Origin of the sequence: Pseudomonas morbosilactucae, assembly GCF_023241715.1 — a bacterium.
GTDB lineage: Bacteria > Pseudomonadota > Gammaproteobacteria > Pseudomonadales > Pseudomonadaceae > Aquipseudomonas > Aquipseudomonas morbosilactucae.
This window is the reverse complement of record NZ_JALQCW010000090.1, coordinates 1-20,663: the sequence shown is the minus strand read 5'-3', so window position 1 is coordinate 20,663 and position 20,663 is coordinate 1. Positions and strand designations below refer to the sequence as shown.

The following is a 20,663-nucleotide window of genomic DNA, read 5'->3' as shown; positions in this document are numbered from 1 at the left end:
ACTCAATCAACTCTCCACTGATACTGGAATTTCATGCCCATGTGCCTTCAGCAATGCATGACGCTGGGCGGTCTTGAGGTCCTCTCTTACCATTTCCGAACACATTTCCTGCGCAGTGATTTCTGGCACCCAGCCAAGTTTCTCCTTTGCTTTTGTAGGGTCGCCGAGAAGAGTTTCCACTTCAGCCGGACGAAAGTAGCGTGGGTCTACACGAACAACCACATCATTGATACTCAGTCCAGGTGCCTTATCTCCCTCAATAGCAGCCACAATTGCTACTTCATTGACACCCTGCCCCTCAAAACGCAAAACGATACCAAGTTCTCGGGCTGACCATTCGATAAATTGACGTACACTGTACTGCACACCAGTGGCAATCACGAAATCCTCCGGCTGCTCCTGCTGTAACATCAACCATTGCATGCGCACATAGTCCTTAGCATGCCCCCAGTCGCGCAACGCGTCCAGATTCCCTAGATACAGGCAGCTCTCCAACCCTTGAGCAATATTGGCAAATCCACGAGTAATTTTACGTGTAACGAAAGTCTCACCTCGGCGCGGACTTTCGTGGTTGAACAAAATACCATTACAAGCATAGAGGCCGTATGCCTCCCGGTAGTTCACCGTGATCCAGTACGCATACAGCTTAGCAACCGCATAAGGGCTGCGCGGATAAAAGGGCGTGGTTTCCTTCTGTGGCGTTTCCTGCACAAGACCATAGAGCTCGCTAGTAGAGGCTTGGTAGAAGCGAGTTTTCTTTTCCAAGCCAAGAGTACGGATGGCTTCAAGCAGACGCAGCGTCCCCATGGCATCTACATCCGCAGTGTACTCCGGTGCCTCAAAGCTCACCGCCACATGAGACTGAGCCCCGAGGTTATACACTTCATCTGGCTGCACCTCCTGTAGGATACGAATAAGATTGGAGGTGTCGGTAAGATCACCGTAATGTAAGCAAAAGCGGGCGTGCTCAACATGCGGGTCCTGGTAAATGTGGTCGACCCGCTGGGTATTAAATAGCGACGCCCGACGTTTGATGCCGTGTACCTCATAGCCTTTCTCCAGCAGGAGCTCGGCAAGGTAGGAGCCATCTTGGCCGGTGATTCCGGTTATAAGGGCTTTTTTCATTCCATTTCCTTTTCGAGAACAGACTCATAGAGATTAATATATTTTTTTGCAACCACTTCAGAATCAAAACTTGTGACAATTTTTGTTCTAGCCGAGCGAGATATCGACTCATAATCAGGATGCTCAAGCACCCACAAAATCCCTGCAGTCAAATCATGAACTGATGATGGCTGCGCTAAATAACCATTAATTTCATGATCAACTATATCCACAGACCTGTTGTCGCGTAGGCGACAACAGGAGTGCCACAAGCCATGGATTCCGATGCCGTCTGTCCAAAAGCTTCCTGTTTGCTCGGAACAACCATAACATCAACGGCACTGTAGAGCAGCCGTAATGCAACATCATCATGCAAGCGCCCAAGAAAATGAGACCTTTGCTTAAAGCTGCCCCCCGCCAAAGGCCGGCCAGAGCCAAACACAACTAACTCAATGTCATCTGGCAGCCCGTTCAACGCTTGGCTTAGTTCTTCAAATCCTTTTCTTGGATCACTAGTAGCATTCATAGCACCAAATAAAACCAACTTACTATCACATGGTAAATTTAGCAAGTATCGGGCTTGTGCACGATCAAAAGGAGCAAAAACTTTGGTATCAATCGGATTGGGCAAACTAACAACTCTATGACCAGAGAAAGCGACGCTTAAGGCGGCCTCATTAGCAAGCCACTGACTTACTCCAACTACTGTGATATTTTTCTTCTTATTAAAGCTTCGAACTTTTCGTAAAAACACACTACGACTCAGATCGTTGTCTTTCCGCGACTGAAGCACAGGGCAATTACCACACGACTGCTTAAATTCACCACACTCTTCATCATAGTGACATCCGCCCGTAAAAGGCCACATATCATGTAAAGACCAAATTATAGGGGCCTCAATCCTCACCAAATCCTCAATACGCAGCATGCCACCTGCAATCCAGTGAAGGTGAACAACATCAGGATTGAGTCTATTTATCCGATCAACAACTCCACCAAAAGGCACCCAAGCAGGAGAAAAAAGGGTTGCTGTGCGTTTTTTGTAACTTCGAACTGGCAATGAATCCAAAAATGGGCGTAGCCGACTAATAACTTTCTGCACTTTTGAAGCGGGTCCGTGCACGGTATAATCATCACTGTCACGGGATTGAACCAACATATCCACTTCTAGACCTTGAAAAATCAAAGATCGGTGTAAGCGATAAGCAGCCCGTGCAGCGCCGCCTTCAATGTCCGACGAACTTACAATTAGAATTTTCATTTAATAAACGTTATTCCAAAAACCAACCTGCCAATTTTGTTAATTGCACGAATCCAGACAGGTCGATTTTGTTTTTTGTAGAATTTAATAACATTATGAACAGCAAAACTCGACTCAACCCTATCCACAGAAAAATCAACGTCTTTAGAATCATTTAAATCATGTAAAAAATAACTTGAATCACTACCACAATTAACGCCACTACCATCATTCCCAATATTTTGAACATAGGAAACGGAAGGATTTAGACACAATCCCTGATGTTCATAAATTGTGGAGTACCAAAAAACTGCCCATGTATTAATTTCCCCTGAAACATTCCTTTCAACTTGAGGCCAAAAAACACCTGAACCATACAAATCAAAATGGTATTTTTTCTCAGAAGACCATGATCGAACAAGTTTCTCGGGACTTTTCTCAAAGTACGCCCAACGGTCAGCCCAAGTTGCCCACCCCCAACAATTCATAACACGCCAGAGAAACACATCCCCTAAAGCGTCAGTATCAATCGGGTAATTCCAACCAGAAATATGCCACACCTTGCTATCATCGTGATAACAATCGAGAGCCTGATTCATAAATGTTAGAAAAGCTGGACTTGTGACTATATCATCCTCTAGGACTATAACCCTCCCGTACTTTCTAACGACAGAAGTTACACCGTCAATAATATTTTTTGCAAGGCCGAGATTAGCCTCTCGCTCAATCACCGTCAACGACTTAAAACCTGTTATATTCCTTACATAATCTCGAACTGCTGAAACCTGCGACTCAACCTGAGAAGTTCTAGCTCCATCTGAATAAACAAACAAATCACTTTGATTCGCTAATTCATTATCAAGCAATGCTTCAACAGTTCTAACCGTATGATCAAGGCGGTTATAAACAAACAAAACAATCGGAGACGGGTACATTTAAAATGTTACACCTGATGAAAAATTAAAATTAAATACCCAGTGCATTTCCATCTCGATAAAAAATAGTCGTGTTCTTTTTATACAAAAGCCCTGGAGAAACCCCCCAGAAATCAATTTTTCTGAATCCATTATCCAACATAAAAATTATAGCCTCCTGATAACGGTCTCTTTCACTATCATCAAGTACAATCACTCCTTTATCCGACAACGCCCCCAACGAGTTAACAACACAATTAACCCGATCTCGCCCATCTACAACAATAAGATCATACTTATTACCAGAGGTTGCAGCTCGCCGGCAGTATGCACCATTAACCTCAAGACTCTCGAAAGAAACACTTACGTTATCTGGAACTTTTTTTGATATATATTCATACCAATCGGCGTCATGCTCTACCGCATACACTGCAACAACATAACTTGAATAAAAAAAAGTTGAATTGCCCGAACCATACTCAAACAGCTTATCAACACCACAAAGACGATCTTTAATGAAATCTATAAATGGATATGTTACCCAAGGAACAGCTCCGCCATTAACATCAACAGGAATTTTTTTATTAAAACTGTTAACCCAACCAATATCTCTCAAATATCCTGACGAAGCTGACCCAAGCAGAAAAATTGAAAGTTTTGGATTACGAAAAACCTCTATAGCTTTTTTAAAATTCATAAAACTTAGAACCTCAGAATCAATGATTTTGTCTTCATGAAAAAACATGCCCTAGTACGATGATCAAAAAAAATCGTAACCGTAAGCTGCTACTGCTTGTGACACAAGAATTGATATTGCAGCACCCACTACGCCATAAGACGGTATCATTATAAAGTTCAAAATTATGCTTATAATAACACCCGCCAAAACTCTAAAAAAAGACACCATTACCATGCCTTCAATTATTAGCCACTTCCCACTTGCCACACCAAGAAAAACAAAAATCCCGGCCCAAGCGTGAATCATTAAAATATCTGCCGCCTTCTGATACGAGTCTCCATATAAAAAGCTTACTATCCATTCACTTAAAAAAGTCATTGGCAATGCAATTGAAATCCCCAACCAAACCATCAATGTGTAAAGCCTTTGAAGTTGCTGAAGGTAGAGTTCTTCACTAACTTTCCTAGCGTTAATGATCGCAGGAAAAATCGAGCTTGTGATAGCCATTGGGATAAAGTACCAAGCCTCACTCAAACGCACCGCTGCGGCATACTGACCGACAGCTTCTGCATCCAGCATTTCCTTAATCATTATCTGATCAATTCTCATATACAGGGAAACAAAAACGCTTGAAAGAATCAGCGGCCAAGACTCTTTAATCAAATATATCGCCGTATTTTTACTGAATGACCACCGCAAAACCCTTTGCCCAGATCTTTTCTCATAGAAAAAAATCAAACCTATTGAAAGCACCAAAGCATCAAAACTGAACATCATTGCAAATGCTGTTAATGGAGCATTATTTAAAATAAGAATAATTTTTATGAGACTAGACGCCCCCAAAACAACACTATTTGCCAAAGCAACATATTTAGAAAGAACTTTCGACTGATAGTAAAAATCAATCACATTAAAACTCTGAAAAATAGTTGCCGAAACAATAATAAAGACTAGCAATTTGGTATATGCATCATTACTGGTAAACTGCAAAGCCAACCAAATTAATGGAAAGACTAGCACAGCCCCAATTATTTTTAGAACAAATGCAGTTCCCAGCAACTCATCCTCACGGGTTTGGTCTCTTACCAACTCTCGCACTACAACATTATCCAAACCTAAAGTAGCAATGGCCGTGAACAGAAAAACAAAGCTCTGCGCATAACTAAAAAGACCAAACTGCTCCGGCCCCAAATAGCGCGCAATCCAAACACCAACAAATAAGCCGACAAACATGCGCAAAATCTTTTCACCCATGAGCCATGAGGTATTGGCGACATAGCGTCTAAACTCTACATGTTTTTTCAGGAGGCGTATTTGGGATATAAAATTCATTAACTGCCTTGCCATTTAATAGCGAAAATCATTTCGAACCTACTTAAAAACTCAGTCCGCCCCAAATAAATCCCGGGTATATATTTTTTCGGATACATCTTTAACCTCTTCACTTGGGCGGTTAGCGACAATAATTTCGCTGCGCTTTTTGAAGCTAGAGAGGTCCTTGATAACTTCAGAACCAAAGAAGCGCTCTTCACTCAAAGCAGGTTCATAAACAATCACCTCTACTCCTTTTGCTTTGAGGCGCTTCATCACACCCTGAACACTACTTGCCCGCCAGTTATCACTGCCAGCTTTCATGACCAAACGGTAGATCCCTACAGTTTTAGGTTTACGCCGCAAAATATCCTCACTGATAAAATCTTTGCGGGCTCGATTAGCGTCAACAATGGCACCTATAAGCGACTGGGGGACCTGATTATAGTTAGCCAGCAATTGCTTGGTGTCTTTCGGCAAACAATATCCACCGTAACCAAAGCTGGGATTGTTGTAATGCCCACCAATCCTTGAGTCCAAACAAACCCCCTCGATGATCTGACTAGTATCCAAATCATGAGTAGCTGCATAAGTGTCTAGCTCATTGAAGAAGGCTACACGCATCGCAAGATAGGTATTCGCAAATAGCTTAACGGCCTCAGCTTCGGTACTATTAGTAAAAAGTACCGGAACATCCTGCTTGATGGCACCTTGCTGCAAGAGTCTAGCGAAGACATTAGCCCGCTCCGATTGCTCTCCTATAATGATTCTACTGGGGTATAAATTGTCATAGAGGGCCTTGCCCTCGCGTAGAAATTCGGGGGAGAAAATAAGATTTTTTGTATTCAACACCTGACCAATACGGGCTGTATAACCTACAGGCACGGTGGACTTTATAACCATGACCGCTTTAGGGTTGATAGCTATTACATCACGAATAACATTTTCGATGGATTGCGTATTGAAATAGTTACTATCGGGATCATAGTCTGTTGGCGTAGCGATGATGACAAAGTCTGCCCCTTTATAGGCCTCAGCTTTATCCAAAGTGGCGACAAAATTAATCGACTTCAGTGCAAGAATTTTTTGAATATCAGCATCATCGATTGGTGATTCACCGCGATTCAACAACGCCACTTTTTCTGGGACAAGATCAACTGCCACTACTTCGTTGTGCTGGGCAAGAAGAACAGCGTTGGCCAACCCCACGTAGCCAAGACCGGCAACAGCAATTTTCAATGGCTTCTCCCATAAACATCTTCGAAACGCACGATGTCGTCTTCTCCCAGATAACTACCAGACTGCACTTCAATAATTTCCAGCGGAATGGTGCCAGGATTAGAAAGACGGTGAACTTCCCCCAAAGGAATATAAGTACTCTGATTTTCTGTAAGCAGCAGGATCTCACTACCACACGTTATTTCGGCGGTCCCCTGAACCACAATCCAATGTTCGGCGCGGTGATGGTGTTTCTGCAGACTCAAACTGGCACCTGGCTTGACCATTATGCGCTTCACTTTGAAACGACTACCCTCGTCAATGCTGTCATACCAGCCCCAAGGGCGATGAACCTTGCGATGGAGGTTGCGTTCTTCGCGAGACTCTTGGTTAAGTTTGTCCACTATATACTTAACCTCTTGACTACGAGTTCTGTCAGCGACCAGAACAGCATCAGGGGTTTCGACCACTATCAAGTCCTTCACACCAACTAAGGCAACTAGGCGACTGTTAGCGTGCACGAGCGAGTTCCGACTATCACTAATCAGTACATCCCCCTGAAAAGCGTTGCCTTGCTCATCCTTGGGCGATACACCCCAAACCGCATCCCAGGCCCCCAAATCACTCCAGCCAGCATCCAGTGGCACCATCTCGATAGGAAAAATACTGCTTGGGCATTTCTCCATAACTGCGTAATCGACTGATTCACTGGGCACTGCTTCAAACGATGCCCGATCGGGGCGAACAAAGGCACCGTCACTATTCTTTTTAGCCCAAGCGGCTGTCGTAGCCTGAAGAATATCTGGGCGAAAAGTCTCCAAAGCAGCCAGCCATACGGAAGCTTTTAGCACAAACAAGCCCGCATTCCAGTAGTAGCCCCCCTCATTAAGATAGGCTTGGGCAGTCGGCATATCCGGCTTCTCAACAAAGCGCTCAACAGCTGCCACAGTAGCTGCGCAAGGCTTTACTTTGATGTAGCCATAGCCGGTTTCAGGCCTATCGGGAGAAATCCCAAGAATGACGATACTCCCCGTAGCCGCCGAACCAACTGCTTGCTGCATAGCGAGACGAAAAGCGTCATCATCTCCGATGGTTTGATCAGCAGGTGTGACCACGAGAATCGGGTCTGCACCCGCATCACGTGCGGCCAACGCAGCCAGTGTCAGCGCGGGCGCGGTGTTCCGTCCTACAGGTTCAAGAAGAAAAGTGGCACTCTCAACACCTATTTCACGCAATTGCTCCTGCGCCAAAAAGCGATGCTCTTCGTTGCAGACAATATAAGGCATGCCAATGGCGTCACTGATTTTACTATCGCCAAGAAGACGCTTTACAGACTCTTGAAACAGACTGCTATTGCCCACTAAGCAGAGAAACTGTTTTGGAAAACCTGATCGCGAAAGAGGCCATAGACGCGTACCTGAACCGCCACAGAGGACGACCGGCTGGATTTGAGCAGCTACTTTCATAAGGCGTTGAACCTGTTGTAATGGGCACTCGTCAAAAGGCTGGCAGCACCAATTTTATCCTGACAACCCATCAAGCCAAAAACGGAAAAATATAGCATCGAAATGCCCTAGATGTCCCGGATATCTTCGTGCTCATCACGATGAGCGGTGTCGAAAATCAGAGAGATTCAACCTATTGACCAGAGGTGATCAGGCCGAGATCGGGATAGATCCAATCACGGCCTAGACAGCGGTCGTTCATATGCGAGCCGTCGCAAGACTCGTGATCTGACTACTCCTAGATTCAACGCATCCTCTAGACCAGGTGTGCAGCAGCTCTTCTTTGCCGCATTACAAGCTATCTAATAGGCTAAGCAAATGACACAGGTTGTTGCCCCAACCTACGCCAGTAAATACGGCAGTCCCATGACAGCGCCCACACCCCGGCAGCCGGTGTAAACTGCCCGTCTGCCAAGGAGAACGGGATGGGTGCAATCCTCACGCTACGCCACTACAGCCACGACCTGATCGCCCACAGCCATGAACACGCGCAACTGGTGTTCGGCCTGTCCGGGCGCCTGGATTTCGAGGTGGACGGCCTGGGCAGCCAAGTGGTGCAGCAAAGCCTGATGGTGGTGCCCGGCGGCGCACATCATGCCTGTGGCAGCCCCAAAGGCAGCCATTGCCTGGTGCTGGACGTGCCCAGTGACCAATGGCTTGGCCAATCCCTGGGGGATCACGCCGATGCCAGTCGTCGCCTGCTCGACCACCCCGGCCGCCTGCCCCTGGCGCCCGCGCAAAGCCAATTGGTCAGTTGGCTGGCACAAAGCCCGGTGCATGACCCGTTGATCGCCCAGCAAGGCGCGGTCTTGCTGCTGGCCAGCCTCAACGGCAACACCGCGACGAGTATCGGTGGCCGCCGCCTGCCGTATGCGGCGCTCAATGAGCACATCGACCAGTACGCGGCCTACCCACTGCAAGTGGCCGACCTGGCGCGGGTCGCCGGCCTGTCCAGCGCCCGCCTGCATGCACGCTTCATGGCCGAATGTGGGCAGACGCCCATGGATTACATCCGCAGCCGACGCCTGCACAAGGCGGCCGCGTTGCTGCGCGAGTCCGATTGGCCGATTGGCGAAGTGGCCAGCCGGGTCGGCTACAGCTCCCAGAGTGCCTTTGCCGCCGCCATGCTGCGGGAGTTCGGCGCATCCCCGGGCGCCCTGCGCCGTGCCGCGGGAAAGCGCTAGGCCGTCGACAAAACACGCGAGCCTGGCGACAGACGCCCTCCTCGCCGGGCCCGTAGACTGTCCGCCTACCTGTACACACCCTAAAGGGCACTCGCCCCGCTGCATTTAAGGATTGCAATGACTCCGCGCACTGCCCTTGGCGCCCTGCATATCGGCGCGCTGATGTTCGGCCTTACAGGCGTATTCGGCAAACTCGCCGCCGCCTCACCGGCCGTGATCGTGTTTGGTCGCGCCCTCTTCGCGGTGCTGGCCCTGAGCGTCTTCGCCCGCTGGGCCAGCCGCACGTCCTGGCAAGCCATGAACGCAGGCGACCTGCGCCGCCTGCTGCTCAGCGGCCTGCTGCTGGCCGGGCACTGGGTGAGTTTCTTTATCGCGGTGAAAGTCGCGGGTGTGGCCATCGCCACCCTGGGCTTTGCCAGCTTCCCGGCATTCACCGTCATCCTTGAGGGCCTGATCTTCCGCGAGCGGATTCGCCTCAACGAAATGGTCCTTGTGGCCCTGGTCAGCGTCGGCCTGGTCCTGGTCACGCCGGACTTCGATCTGGCCAGCCAGGCCACCAGCGGTCTGCTGTGGGCCGTGGCCTCGGGCCTGCTGTTCAGCCTGCTGTCGCTGAACAACCGCGCCACGTCCTCCCGCGTTCCCGCTGTACAGGCCGCGCTGTGCCAGAACCTGGTGGTCGCCCTGTGCCTACTGGCCTTTGCCGCTCCGGAGCTGAGCACCGTGCGCGCCATCGACTGGCTGTGGATCAGCCTCCTGGGGATTTTCTGCACGGGCCTGGCCCATAGCTTGTTCGTCGCCAGCCTGGCGGTGATCAAGGCGCGCACGGCGGCGGTGGTGTTCGCCCTGGAACCGGTCTACGGGATTACCGTGGCCTGGCTGCTGTTCGACGAGAACCCCACGCTGCGCATGCTGCTGGGCGGCGCGTTGATCATTGTGGCGATCGTGGTCTCGAGTCGGTTATCGGGCAGCGCACAGAAAAACAACGTGGCAGCGGAAGCCAGCGCTCACTGAGTGCGGTCGTTGTGCCCCAGGTCACGCTGGGGGTCGATCTGGTCACGCACTCGCTGCTTGAGCACCTTGGCTTCGGGAAAGCCGCCATCGGCCTTGCGTTCCCATATCTGCACACCGTCGCAGGTGATGCGAAACGTGCCGCCCGTCGCAGGCTCAAGGGCGACCTTGCCGAGGTCGTCACTGAAGGTGCTCAACAACTCCTGGGCCAGCCAAGCGGCACGCAACAGCCACTGGCACTGTGTGCAATAGGTGATGACCACTTCGGGTTTACGTTCAGTCATGGTACGGCGGGCTCATGGGGGCAAGGGCGTCGCTATAATAGCCGGCTTTATCGCTCGCCCCGAGATCCCTGATGCGTCGTTTGTTGACCTGCCTGCTGCTTTGCCTCGTGCCCCTGACCCTGCAAGCCGCCGAGGCGCCACGACCAAAGATCGGCCTGGTGTTGTCCGGCGGCGCGGCCCGTGGCCTGGCCCATATCGGCGTGCTCAAGGCCCTGGAGGAACAAGGCATCAAGCTCGACGCCATCGCCGGCACCAGCATGGGCGCGGTAATCGGCGGGCTGTATGCCTCAGGCTACAAAATCGACGAGTTGGAAAAGCTCGCCCTGGAGATCGACTGGAAACAAGCCCTGTCCGACGCCCCACCCCGGGAAGACGTACCCTTTCGCCGCAAGCAGGATGACCGGGACTTCCTGGTGAAACAAAAACTCAGCTTTCGGGACGACGGCAGCCTGGGCTTGCCTCTGGGAGTGATCCAGGGGCAGAACCTGGCTCTGTTGCTGGAAAGCAAATTCGCCCACGTCAGCGATACCCGCGACTTCGACAAACTACCCATTCCCTTTCGCGCCGTGGCCACTGATATCGCCAGCGGTGAGAAAGTGGTGTTCCGCAAAGGCCACCTGCCCCGGGTGATTCGCGCCAGCATGTCGATCCCGGCGGTGTTCGCACCGGTGGAGCTGGATGGCCGGTTGCTGGTGGACGGCGGCATCACCGACAACATCCCCCTGGATGTGGCCCGGGAGATGGGCGTGGACATTGCCATCGTCGTCGATATCGGCACACCGCTGCGCTCACGCAAGCAATTGAACACCGTGGTGGATGTACTGACCCAGTCCATCACCCTGATGACCCGGCGCAACTCCGAAGAGCAGTTGGCGACACTGCACAAGGATGACGTGCTGATCCAGCCCCCGCTGTCGAGCTTCGGCGTCGCCGACTTCGGTCGCGCCCAGGAAATGATCGACGCCGGCTACCGCGCGACCCGAATACTCGACGCACGCCTGGCGCACCTGCGGCCCAATCCCCGTGTGGACGCGGAACTCGCCGCCGCTCGCCAGCCGAGCCAGCGCACACCGGTCATCACCGCCATCAAGGTGGAAAACGACTCGAAAGTCAGCGATGAGGTAATCCGTTACTACATTCGCCAACCCATAGGCGAACCCTTGGACCTGGTGCGTTTGCAGCGGGACATGGGCACCCTGTACGGCCTCGACTACTTCGAACAGGTGCAATACCGCGTGACCCACAAAGGCCAGGATCAGACCCTGGTGATCAACGCCCGAGGCAAACGCAGCGGCACCGACTACCTGCGCCTGGGCCTGAATCTGTCCGATGACATGCGCGGGGACAGCGCCTTCAATCTTGGCGCCAGCTACCGCATGAACGGCATCAACAGCTTGGGCGCGAGTGGCTGACTCGGGTGCAGATAGGGGATCAACAGGAACTGTACAGCGAGTTCTACCAGCCTCTGGATGCCGGCTCACGCTACTTCATCGCGCCCTTTATCGACGTCGAATCGCAGAACATCGAGGCCGTTCTGGATAACGACCCCATCGCCGAATATCGCCTGGAGCGCTACGGTTTCGGCCTTAACCTGGGGCGGCAGATCGGCACCAGTGGCGAGATCCGCCTGGGTGTCGGCGAAGCCTGGGGCAAGGCCGACGTGCGTATCGGCGAGCAGGACTTGCCCAGCGAGAGCTTCAGCGAGGGTTACTACCAGCTCAAGTACTCCTTCGACTCCCTGGACAACGTCTACTTCCCCCACGCCGGCGAAGACATTGGCCTGACCTTCCGCCAGTTCGAGCCGAACCTGGGCTCTGACAAAGGCTACCGGCAATGGGAGCTCAAACTGGACAAGGCCATGAGTTCGGGGCCCGACACCGTGATTCTCGGCGGCCGCTACGGGCGCACCCTGGATGAAGCCGAAGTGGTGACCTCAAGCTTCGTACTCGGTGGCGCGCGGCAGTTGTCGGGGTTCCGTCAGGACGCACTGTCCGGGCAGAACATCAGCCTGATGCGAGCGGTGTACTACCGGCGCCTGACCCCGCGCTCCTACCTGCCACTGGATTTCCCGCTGTACATCGGCGGTTCCCTGGAACGGGGCCGGGCCTGGAACAATGACAATGAATTCGACAGTGGCTACATCAACGCCGCCAGCGTGTTCCTCGGCTTCGACACACCGTTGGGGCCGCTGAACTTCAGCTATGGCTTGAACGATGACAACCAGAAAGCCCTGTACCTGAACCTGGGTCAGACCTTCTAGAGAACCCGCATAAACGCAAAGACCCCGAGGCGAAGGATGCAAGGTGCGTCATCCGCCTCGGGGTCTTTAGGGGGGCGCCAGACGCTGATCCGCTCCGGCGAGGGCTTGGCCTCAGGACTTTTCCAGGTTGGCCAGAATGGTGTCGTGGACCCGCATGCAAACCCGCAGGTCGTCTTCGTCGACACCGATAAACAGCTCGTGGCGCAAAGCCGTGGCAATGGTTTCGATCTGCTCGATCAACGGCCGGGCCGATGCACACAGCACGATCTTTTTCGCCCGACGGTCTTCCAAAACTGCGTGACGCTGGACCAGGCCCTGAGTTTCCAGACTGTCGAGCAGGCGGGCCAGGGTCGGCCCTTCAACCCCTACGCTTTGCGCCAGTTCACGCTGGGTAGGGGCGTCTTCGAAGCGGGCCAGATGCAACAGCACCAGCCAGCGCGCCTGAGACAGGCCAAGCCCGGCCAGGCGGCGGTCCAGTTCAGCGCGCCAGCCTCGGGACATGTGCGCCAACTGCATGCCAAAACGGTGTTCATCGGTCAACGGCATAGGAAACTCATGATCAGACTGAAAATAGAGGAAAAACTAATTATTAGTCAGCTAAGCATGACCTTTGGTCCGAGGCAAGCGCAGCAATAGACTGAATCGTTACATCTTTAACGCAAGCCACTCAAATTTCGAATTCCGACTGCAACGCCGCCCGAACGCAGTACAACACCCCTTCCGGCACACGGCCTGCGAACAGTTCGGCGACTTCGGCCACCGGTGGCAGCTCGCCTTCACCGTCGAGGAACGCGTCCTGGATTTCACCCAACAGGTCTTCCGGCAAATCCAGGGCTTGTTCCAAGGATAATTGCTGCTGGCCGATCGATTCGGCCAACAAGGTGTAGACGTTCTTTTCCGAGCACTGCAATTGCCCGGCGATCTGAATCGGGGTCATGCCGGCCCGAGCCAGGGTAATGAGTTCGTGACGGATATCGGCCACCACCTTCGGCGCCTCGGCTTGACCGCCGAGCACTTCGAGGAAGGCTGCGCCATAGCGCTCCAACTTGCGCGCCCCCACACCGCTGACCTGGGCCATTTCCGACAGAGACGAAGGCTGGCTGCGGAGCATTTCCAGCAGCGTGGAGTCCGGGAAGATGACATAGGGCGGCACCCCATGCTCTTCAGCCAACTTACGCCGCAAGGCCCGCAGCGCCTCCCATTGCTCGCGCTCTTCGCCACGCACCAATTGGCTGGCCTGGCTGGTGCTGCCTTTGCTGGTGGTCTGCGGCTTCAGGTCACGACGCAGTTCCAGGGTCACTTCACCCTTGAGCAACGGCCGGCAGCTATCACTCAGACGCAAGCCGCCGTAACCCTCCAGGTCGATGTCCGCCAGCCCGCGTGCCACCAATTGGCGAAACAGCGAGCGCCATTCACCTTCAGTGCGCGCCTTGCCGACGCCAAACACCGACAGGTGCTGGTGACCGGAACTGCGGACCTTTTCCGTGTCCTTGCCCAGCAGCACTTCCACCAAGTGACCCACGCCATAGCGCTGGCCAGTGCGGTAGATCGCCGACAGCGCCTGGCGTGCCGGCTCGGTGGCGTCCCAGGTCTGCACGCCGTCGACACAGTTGTCGCAATGGCCGCACGGCTGGGGCATGTCTTCATCGAAATAGGCCAGCAAGGTCTGGCGGCGGCAGCGGGTTTCTTCGCACAACGCCAGCATGGCATCGAGCTTGTGCTGCTCCAGGCGCTTGTGCCGCTCATCGCCTTCGGAGTTCTGCAGCATCTGCTTGAGCATCAGCACGTCTTGCAGGCCGTAGGCCATCCAGGCATCGGCGGGCAACCCGTCACGGCCGGCGCGACCGGTTTCCTGATAGTAGGCTTCCAGGGATTTGGGCAAGTCCATGTGGGCGACAAAACGCACGTTGGGTTTGTCGATGCCCATGCCGAAGGCGATGGTTGCCACCATGATCAGCCCTTCCTCATTGAGGAAGCGCTTCTGGTGATACGCCCGCAACTCATTGGGCAGGCCGGCGTGATAGGGCAATGCCGGGAAGCCCTGCTCACAGAGAAACGCCGCCACCTCATCGACCTTCTTGCGCGACAGGCAATAGACGATGCCCGCGTCGCTGCGCCGCTCGTTGAGGAACGCCAGCAACTGCTTGCGCGGCTGTTCCTTGGGCACAATGCGATAGAAGATATTCGGTCGGTCGAAGCTTGAGAGGAAGCGCTCGGCCTCTTGCAAGTGCAGGCGGGTGACGATTTCTTCACGGGTCCGTTTGTCGGCCGTGGCCGTCAGGGCAATCCGTGGCACGTTGGGGAACATCTCCGCCAACTGCCCCAGTTGCAGGTATTCCGGACGGAAGTCGTGGCCCCATTGGGACACGCAGTGGGCCTCGTCGATGGCAAACAGGGCGATATCCAGGCCCTGCAGGAACGACAGCATGCGCGGCTGCACCAGGCGCTCGGGGGCCAGGTAGAGCATCTTCACTTCACCACGGCGGATCCGCGCAGCCAGGTCACGCTGCTGTTCGGCGCTCAAGGTGGAGTTCAGGGCCGCTGCGGCGACGCCCAACTCCTCCAGGGTGGCAACCTGGTCATCCATCAGCGCGATCAACGGCGAAACCACCACCGCCAGCCCCTCGCGCAACAGCGCCGGGACCTGGAAGCACAGGGATTTGCCGCCGCCGGTAGGCATCAACACCAGCGCATCGCCACCGCTGGCCACGCGCTCAATGATTGCACCTTGGCGACCACGGAAACTGTCGTAGCCGAAGATGTCCTTGAGGACGCGTTGAGCCTGTTCGAGCATGAAAAACTCCAAAAATCGTTGAAATCCCTGGGGGCAGACTGGCCGAAAAGACCGCGGGGTTCACGGACAAATCCGTTAGCGGAGTTTTCCTGAACGGTCGCATCGTCTGCAGGGCATCACAAAACGCGCGAGTATACCCGAGCGCTTCCCGGCAGAGGGCGCCGACAAGGACCGCCGGTAACCTTTAGAACCGCTCAAATCTGCCCGGCTGCTGGCCTGAGCGCTCAAGAAGGCCTAGAATTCAGCATCGTTTATTCCCCAAGGTAGCCCTTCAATGTCCTTCGCTGAGCAACTAACCCGCCTGCAAGTCTTCCTCGACGCCGATGAACTGCATGACGAGGCGCTGGACTACGTGGCCGCTCACGGCTACCTGACCGCGCTGTCGATCTGCTCGGAGACCGTTCCCGATCGCGAATGGATCGACGCACTCTTCGCCGAAGAGCCTCACTACAGCAGTGACACCGAGCGCGAAGCCATCGAATCCACCTTGCTGGCCCTCAAGGCCCACATCGCCCGCCAACTGGCGTCCGACGAGGAATTCGAGCTGCCATGCGAGCTGGACCTGGGCGACGACCCGGATGATTCCGACCTGCGCGGCTGGTGCATCGGTTTCATGGAGGGGGTGTTCCTGCGCGAAGCGGCCTGGTTCGAAACCGCCGAAGAAGAAGTCAGCGAAATGCTCCTGCCGATCATGGTCGGTTCCGGCCTGTTCGATGAGCAGCCTGAGTTCTCTGACATCGCCAGCGATGCCAACCTGATGGACGACATGATTGTGCAAATCCCGGAAGCCCTCACCGCCTTGTACCTGCTGTGCAATGCTCCGGATGAAAAGCCGGCCATTCTCAAGCCGCGCCACCACTGAGTCACGGCCTATGGCCAAGCCCATAGGCAATCACCCCCTGATCCTGCGTTACGTTCTGCTGGCCATCGGCTGGCTGAGCGTAGTGCTGGGGGTGATCGGTATTTTCCTCCCGGTATTGCCCACCACCCCGTTCCTGCTGCTGGCGGCGGCCTGTTTTGCCCGCAGTTCGCCGCGCTTCTATGGGTGGCTGGTGGGGCATCCGCGCCTGGGGCCGTGGATCCGCGACTACCTCGACGGCAACGGCATCCCCCTGAAGGCCAAGGTCTATGCCATCGGCCTGATGTGGCTCAGCATCGGTTTCTCCTGTTACCTGGTGCCCCTGCCCTGGGCCCGGGGGTTCATGCTGACCAGTGCGGTGTTGGTCACGGTCTACATCCTGCGGCAGAAAACCCTGCGCAAACCCTGATCGCCCACCCAAAAAAAGCCCCGAAGACGTTGGAAACACGCCTTCGGGGCTATTGCCCGCGATACTGCCTAAAGCATTGGCCCTTGGGCCCGGCGAGTCACACGGTGTCCACCTTCAACGAGTGATCGTTGAGCATGCCGTTGATGATAGTGGCCGTGTCCGGCCCCCCTGCAATCACCCCGCCCGCCCCCGGCGTCACCCCGTAATGGGTGGCGAGGTCGACCCCGGCCAGGTCGATGGTCTGGGTCGGCGCGGCACCGGCCACCGCACTGACATCGATGCTGGTCACCAAGGACGCACCACTGCCCGTCACCTTGAAGTGCAGGTAGTCATCCAGAGAGGCCGAGGTGGCATTTTCACCTTGCAGCAGTTGCGACAGGTCGAGCTTGTCGGCACCGAGGGTGAAGTCGGTGACCAAGTCATGGCCGCTGTTGCCCTGCAACCACTGGAAGGTGTCGTTACCGGCACCGCCCGTCAGGGTGTTGTTGCCCATTCCGCCGATCAGCAAGTCATCACCCCCGCCGCCATTGAGCACATCGTTGCCCAACCCACCGGTGATCACGTTGGCGTGGTTGTCACCGGTCAGGGTGTCGTTGTAGTTGGAGCCCACCAGGTTCTCGATGTTGATCAGGGTATCGGTGCCCGCGCCCAAGGTGTTCTGCGCCCCCAACAGCCCGAGGTTGACCGTGACTGCGGCGGTCGCGTGAGCATAACTGGCGGTGTCGATGCCTGAGCCGCCGTCGAGCAGGTCGTTGCCCGGCCCACTGAACAACAGGTCATTGCCATTGCCACCATTCAAGGTGTTGTTGCCCGAGCCCGCGGTCAACACATCGTTACCGTCACCGCCATTGAGGACGTTGTCGCCACTGCCAGCCACCAGCACATCATCACCCGAAGTCCCGGTGAGGGTATGCCCGTCCTGATAAGTGATGCTGACCGCAGCTGCATCGCTGCCGCCATGGGTGTCGCTGGCGGTGTAGGTGCCGTGGTAATCCGGGGTGACGTCCGAGGCTCCGGCGTAGTTGATGGTCATGGTCAGTTGGTAGGTTTCCGAGCCACCGGTGTTGCTACCACTGCCATTGGTGATGTTGGTGATATGGATCTGATAGGTACCGGCCACCGCAGCGGTGAAGGTGCCACCATCGGCGATCCCCGTGTAAGCATCACCCATCAGCGCGTATTCCATGGTGACGCGCCCACCGGCCAGGTCGTGATTGAGGTTCAAGGTCTCGCCTTGTTTCAGTTTGACGCTGATCACGTCCTCATCATTGGCGCTGGAATTGCTCACATTGCCCAGGTAGCCGCTGACCACCACCACCGCGGTCATGGCCACGGCGTTGGCATTGAACGAGGCCCGGTCGATGCTGATGGCCTGGTTGCCGGGGCTGTTGCCGTTCCCGGCAAAGCCAATGTTCTGCTGGCTGGTGGCGGTGAATTCCGCGCCCTTGGCCGCCCACCCGGTATTGAATACGGTGGGCGCCGCAGTCAGCGGGTCGCCATTGGCGTCGCTGTCGTTGGCCAGCAAGACATCCCCGGGTACGGTCACGGTGCCAGACAGGATATTGGTGATGATGTGGTCATCCATCGCCACCGGCGCCGCGTTGGGGTTGACCTTGACCACCAGGGTCGAGCTGGCCAGATCACCGTCGTTGTCGCTCACCGTGTAGCTGAAGTTCTCGGTGATGACGCTGCCGGTGACTTTTTGCGAGGTGTAGCTGTAATCCCCGGTGTCGAGGTTTACCACCAGCGTGCCGCCATTGCCGGTGGCAATGCTGATGCTGTTGTTGACGGTATTGAAGGTGCCATTGTTGGTGGTACCGCTGAAGCTCAGCGAACCCTGGTTGCTGTTGCCTTTGGGGTCGTAGGTATAGGTACCGCCGTCGACCACGATCGACTTGATGAAACCGCCGTCGGCACCAAAAGTGCCCCCCTCGCCCAACAGGCTGCCCGTCACCGGGTAACCCTGCACGGTGCCAGCCAGCACCGAATTGAGTTGGTTCAGGTCGGTGACCACCACAGCATTAGTGTTGATGTGGGTGCTGCCGTCATAGGCCAACGGGTCGAGGTTGGCATTACTCACACCGCTGCCCAGGCCGATCGCATAGTTCTTGATGCCGTTGGCGTCGAGGAAGGTTTTCCAGGCAGCCTCATCTGCGGTGCCAATGTCTTGCCCTCCCGTAGGTTTGCCGTCGGAGAAGAAGTACCCGACGTTCTGCGCCCCGGTCAGTTGACCGCTGGTGGCGAACGCGGTTTTCGCCACAGCCACGGCGGCGTCGTAGTTGGTGTTGCCCCCGGCCGTCAGCGACGAAATGATCGTCTTGGCCGTGGCCACATCGACCCAGACCGGCGTCTTGTCCGTAGCGTTGGTGCTGAAGGTCACGATCTGGACTTTGACGTCGCCCATGTTGTCGTACTTGTCGAGCAACGCGCTGATGGCCTGCTTGGCCAGGTCCAGGCGCGACAACCCGGGCACGCCGGACGCGTCGGCCATGCTCCCGGAAACGTCGATCACCAGCAGCAGGTTGGAGTCCACCTCCACGGCAGTCACCGAACGCTCACTGGCCACCGCCTTGGGCACGTCATCGACGATGCTCACCACAATGCTGCCAGTGGTGCTGTTGCCCAGGGCATCGGTGGCTTTGTAGGTAAAGCTTTCGTTCAGGGTATTGGCGCCGTCGTTGGCCATGGGCGAGGTTTTCGGCGCTGACGTCAGGGTGTAGGTGTACGTGCCGTTGGGGTTGAGCAGGATCTGCCCGTAACTGCCCGTAGCACTGCCCACCAGGCTGAAGGTGATGCCACCGGAACCGCCCGTCACCGACCCCACCAGGGTGCCGCTGGCGGTTTCGCTGCTGGCGCTCGGGTCGCTGCCAATCACGGTGCCCGCCGCCAGGTCCTGGCCATCCTTGCTCAGGTCCAGGGCTTTTTCGTAGACGCTGACGTCTTGATCGGTGACCGCCTTGAGGCCGCAATCACTGACATTGATGGTCAGGGTGGTGGTGCTTTCATCGCCGTCGCCGTCACGAACGGTGTAAGTGAAGACATCCGTCGCCCCGGGTGGGCTCACCGAGTTCGGGTTGCTGTGGTACACGGCATGCCCGGCGGCATCCAGGGTCAAGGTGCCGTAGACACCAGTGATGGTGTTGCCCAAGCCGCCGATGGCCGAGGTTGCAGTATTGCTGCCGGCACGCACCCCCACCACCGCTCCGCCGTCGGCGCTGAGCACATCATTGCCAAGCACGCTGACATCAACCGTACCGCCCTCGACGGTATTGGCGACGTCCGCCTTGGCGGTGGGCAGGTCATCGACGATGTTCACATCGAGCACCCCGGAGGACGAACTGCCGTCACTGTCGGTGGCCACCACATTGAAGTGTTCGCTCAGGCTGTTGGCGCCCTGGGCAGTGGGATGGTTTTCATTGTCCGTCAGGGTATAGCGGTAGCTCACCTCGCCAGTGCCGGCGTTGTAACCGGTAATGGTCAAGGTATTGCCCAAGGCCGTGGTCACACTTTGCGGGAAGCCCGCCGCCACGCCGCCGCTGACCACGCTGATGCCGCCAACGCTCAAGGTCTGCAGACCGTCCAGCGCGGTGACGGTAAAGGTGCCGCTCTGAGTCAAGGCTGGAGTGTTAGGCGCACTGCCGTCACTGAGATTCTTCTCGTAGACCGTCAGCTCGCCACCTTTGATGTCCAGGCAGTCGAGAACCACCGGGTCGTCGTTGTTATGCACCTGCAACACCAGGTTCGCAGTGCTGCTGTCGCCGTCCGAGTCAGTCAGGGTGTAGCGAAGGTTTCGTGCCATTGCCGTTGCCGTGCAAGCTTTGAAGTCAGCGTCATTGGTGTTCAACGTGTAGGTGTAGGTGCCGTTGGCATTCAAAACCAGCGTGCCGTAGGTGA

General features: G+C 55.2%; 16 protein-coding genes and 1 pseudogene. 5 read left to right on the top strand and 12 right to left on the bottom strand.

Annotation, left to right across the window (positions count from 1 at the left end; all coding sequences use genetic code 11):
* Nucleotides 1-6: 6 nt before the first annotated feature.
* The 8 genes from gmd to M1B34_RS29395 all read right to left on the bottom strand — a co-directional run bounded on the left by gmd (nucleotide 7) and on the right by M1B34_RS29395 (nucleotide 7,932).
* Nucleotides 7-1,125, bottom strand: coding sequence for a GDP-mannose 4,6-dehydratase (gene gmd, locus M1B34_RS29430; protein WP_268266976.1), 1,119 nt, complete (start codon nucleotides 1,123-1,125; stop codon nucleotides 7-9).
* Complete coding sequence (locus tag M1B34_RS29425) at nucleotides 1,122-1,337, bottom strand: hypothetical protein (protein WP_268266975.1); 216 nt, start codon at nucleotides 1,335-1,337, stop codon at nucleotides 1,122-1,124. Before M1B34_RS29425 ends, gmd begins: the two co-directional genes overlap by 4 nt.
* Entirely contained in the window at nucleotides 1,328-2,365 is a 1,038-nt protein-coding gene (locus M1B34_RS29420) for a glycosyltransferase (RefSeq protein WP_268266974.1), read from the bottom strand. Before M1B34_RS29420 ends, M1B34_RS29425 begins: the two co-directional genes overlap by 10 nt.
* Nucleotides 2,362-3,279, bottom strand: coding sequence for a glycosyltransferase family protein (locus M1B34_RS29415; protein ID WP_268266973.1), 918 nt, complete (start codon nucleotides 3,277-3,279; stop codon nucleotides 2,362-2,364). Before M1B34_RS29415 ends, M1B34_RS29420 begins: the two co-directional genes overlap by 4 nt.
* A 31-nt stretch (nucleotides 3,280-3,310) precedes the next feature.
* Nucleotides 3,311-3,955, bottom strand: a complete 645-nt coding sequence (locus M1B34_RS29410) for a class I SAM-dependent methyltransferase (RefSeq protein ID WP_268266972.1) — start codon at nucleotides 3,953-3,955, stop codon at nucleotides 3,311-3,313.
* Nucleotides 3,956-4,018: 63 nt separating this feature from the next.
* Entirely contained in the window at nucleotides 4,019-5,269 is a 1,251-nt protein-coding gene (locus M1B34_RS29405; protein ID WP_268266971.1) for a flippase, read from the bottom strand.
* 51 nt (nucleotides 5,270-5,320) lie between these two features.
* Nucleotides 5,321-6,487, bottom strand: a complete 1,167-nt coding sequence (locus tag M1B34_RS29400) for a nucleotide sugar dehydrogenase (RefSeq protein ID WP_268266970.1) — start codon at nucleotides 6,485-6,487, stop codon at nucleotides 5,321-5,323.
* The gene (locus M1B34_RS29395; protein ID WP_268266969.1) at nucleotides 6,484-7,932 is read right to left on the bottom strand and encodes a mannose-1-phosphate guanylyltransferase/mannose-6-phosphate isomerase; all 1,449 of its coding nucleotides are present in this window, start codon (nucleotides 7,930-7,932) and stop codon (nucleotides 6,484-6,486) included. The genes M1B34_RS29400 and M1B34_RS29395 overlap by 4 nt, the downstream gene beginning before the upstream one ends.
* Nucleotides 7,933-8,396: 464 nt before the next feature.
* Here M1B34_RS29395 and M1B34_RS29390 point away from each other — a divergent pair, with 464 nt between their 5' ends.
* Together M1B34_RS29390 and M1B34_RS29385 are read left to right on the top strand one after the other, a co-directional pair.
* A complete protein-coding gene (locus M1B34_RS29390) occupies nucleotides 8,397-9,155 on the top strand; it encodes a helix-turn-helix transcriptional regulator (protein ID WP_268266968.1) in 759 nt (252 codons plus the stop codon).
* 117 nt (nucleotides 9,156-9,272) lie between these two features.
* Nucleotides 9,273-10,166: a DMT family transporter gene (locus M1B34_RS29385; protein WP_123329998.1), complete on the top strand. Its 894-nt coding sequence runs from the start codon at nucleotides 9,273-9,275 to the stop codon at nucleotides 10,164-10,166.
* On the opposite strand, the gene M1B34_RS29380 is transcribed toward M1B34_RS29385, so the two are convergent.
* Nucleotides 10,160-10,447 carry an Rdx family protein gene (locus M1B34_RS29380; protein WP_123329996.1) on the bottom strand — a complete coding sequence of 96 codons (288 nt, stop codon included), beginning with the start codon at nucleotides 10,445-10,447 and terminating at the stop codon, nucleotides 10,160-10,162. The genes M1B34_RS29385 and M1B34_RS29380 overlap by 7 nt on opposite strands.
* Before the next feature lie 71 nt (nucleotides 10,448-10,518).
* Here M1B34_RS29380 and M1B34_RS29375 point away from each other — a divergent pair.
* Nucleotides 10,519-12,707, top strand: a pseudogene (locus M1B34_RS29375) (patatin-like phospholipase family protein).
* A gap of 111 nt (nucleotides 12,708-12,818) precedes the next feature.
* Here M1B34_RS29375 and M1B34_RS29370 read toward each other — a convergent pair.
* Together M1B34_RS29370 and recQ are read right to left on the bottom strand one after the other, a co-directional pair.
* The gene (locus M1B34_RS29370; RefSeq protein ID WP_123329991.1) at nucleotides 12,819-13,253 is read right to left on the bottom strand and encodes a MarR family transcriptional regulator; all 435 of its coding nucleotides are present in this window, start codon (nucleotides 13,251-13,253) and stop codon (nucleotides 12,819-12,821) included.
* Nucleotides 13,254-13,374: 121 nt separating this feature from the next.
* The gene (gene recQ, locus M1B34_RS29365; protein WP_123329988.1) at nucleotides 13,375-15,501 is read right to left on the bottom strand and encodes a DNA helicase RecQ; all 2,127 of its coding nucleotides are present in this window, start codon (nucleotides 15,499-15,501) and stop codon (nucleotides 13,375-13,377) included.
* 274 nt (nucleotides 15,502-15,775) lie between these two features.
* Between recQ and M1B34_RS29360 the strand changes: the two genes are divergently transcribed.
* Both M1B34_RS29360 and M1B34_RS29355 read left to right on the top strand, forming a co-directional pair.
* Nucleotides 15,776-16,363, top strand: a complete 588-nt coding sequence (locus M1B34_RS29360) for a UPF0149 family protein (protein ID WP_123329984.1) — start codon at nucleotides 15,776-15,778, stop codon at nucleotides 16,361-16,363.
* Entirely contained in the window at nucleotides 16,326-16,769 is a 444-nt protein-coding gene (locus M1B34_RS29355) for a YbaN family protein (protein ID WP_425273555.1), read from the top strand. The genes M1B34_RS29360 and M1B34_RS29355 overlap by 38 nt, the downstream gene beginning before the upstream one ends.
* 97 nt (nucleotides 16,770-16,866) lie before the next feature.
* Here M1B34_RS29355 and M1B34_RS29350 read toward each other — a convergent pair whose 3' ends face one another.
* Nucleotides 16,867-20,613 carry a type I secretion C-terminal target domain-containing protein gene (locus M1B34_RS29350; RefSeq protein ID WP_482827991.1) on the bottom strand — a complete coding sequence of 1,249 codons (3,747 nt, stop codon included), beginning with the start codon at nucleotides 20,611-20,613 and terminating at the stop codon, nucleotides 16,867-16,869.
* Nucleotides 20,614-20,663 lie beyond the last annotated feature (50 nt).

What these genes read in the sequence shown, in the direction of transcription:
- recQ (WP_123329988.1), bottom strand. Translation starts at nt 15,501, where the DNA reads ATGCTCGAACAGGCTCAACGCGTCCTCAAGGACATCTTCGGCTACGAC.
- M1B34_RS29390 (WP_268266968.1), top strand. Translation starts at nt 8,397, where the DNA reads ATGGGTGCAATCCTCACGCTACGCCACTACAGCCACGACCTGATCGCC.
- M1B34_RS29415 (WP_268266973.1), bottom strand. Translation starts at nt 3,279, where the DNA reads ATGTACCCGTCTCCGATTGTTTTGTTTGTTTATAACCGCCTTGATCAT.
- M1B34_RS29395 (WP_268266969.1), bottom strand. Translation starts at nt 7,932, where the DNA reads ATGAAAGTAGCTGCTCAAATCCAGCCGGTCGTCCTCTGTGGCGGTTCA.
- M1B34_RS29380 (WP_123329996.1), bottom strand. Translation starts at nt 10,447, where the DNA reads ATGACTGAACGTAAACCCGAAGTGGTCATCACCTATTGCACACAGTGC.
- M1B34_RS29355 (WP_425273555.1), top strand. Translation starts at nt 16,326, where the DNA reads ATGAAAAGCCGGCCATTCTCAAGCCGCGCCACCACTGAGTCACGGCCT.
- M1B34_RS29385 (WP_123329998.1), top strand. Translation starts at nt 9,273, where the DNA reads ATGACTCCGCGCACTGCCCTTGGCGCCCTGCATATCGGCGCGCTGATG.
- M1B34_RS29370 (WP_123329991.1), bottom strand. Translation starts at nt 13,253, where the DNA reads ATGCCGTTGACCGATGAACACCGTTTTGGCATGCAGTTGGCGCACATG.
- M1B34_RS29420 (WP_268266974.1), bottom strand. Translation starts at nt 2,365, where the DNA reads ATGAAAATTCTAATTGTAAGTTCGTCGGACATTGAAGGCGGCGCTGCA.
- M1B34_RS29405 (WP_268266971.1), bottom strand. Translation starts at nt 5,269, where the DNA reads ATGAATTTTATATCCCAAATACGCCTCCTGAAAAAACATGTAGAGTTT.
- M1B34_RS29410 (WP_268266972.1), bottom strand. Translation starts at nt 3,955, where the DNA reads ATGAATTTTAAAAAAGCTATAGAGGTTTTTCGTAATCCAAAACTTTCA.
- gmd (WP_268266976.1), bottom strand. Translation starts at nt 1,125, where the DNA reads ATGAAAAAAGCCCTTATAACCGGAATCACCGGCCAAGATGGCTCCTAC.
- M1B34_RS29360 (WP_123329984.1), top strand. Translation starts at nt 15,776, where the DNA reads ATGTCCTTCGCTGAGCAACTAACCCGCCTGCAAGTCTTCCTCGACGCC.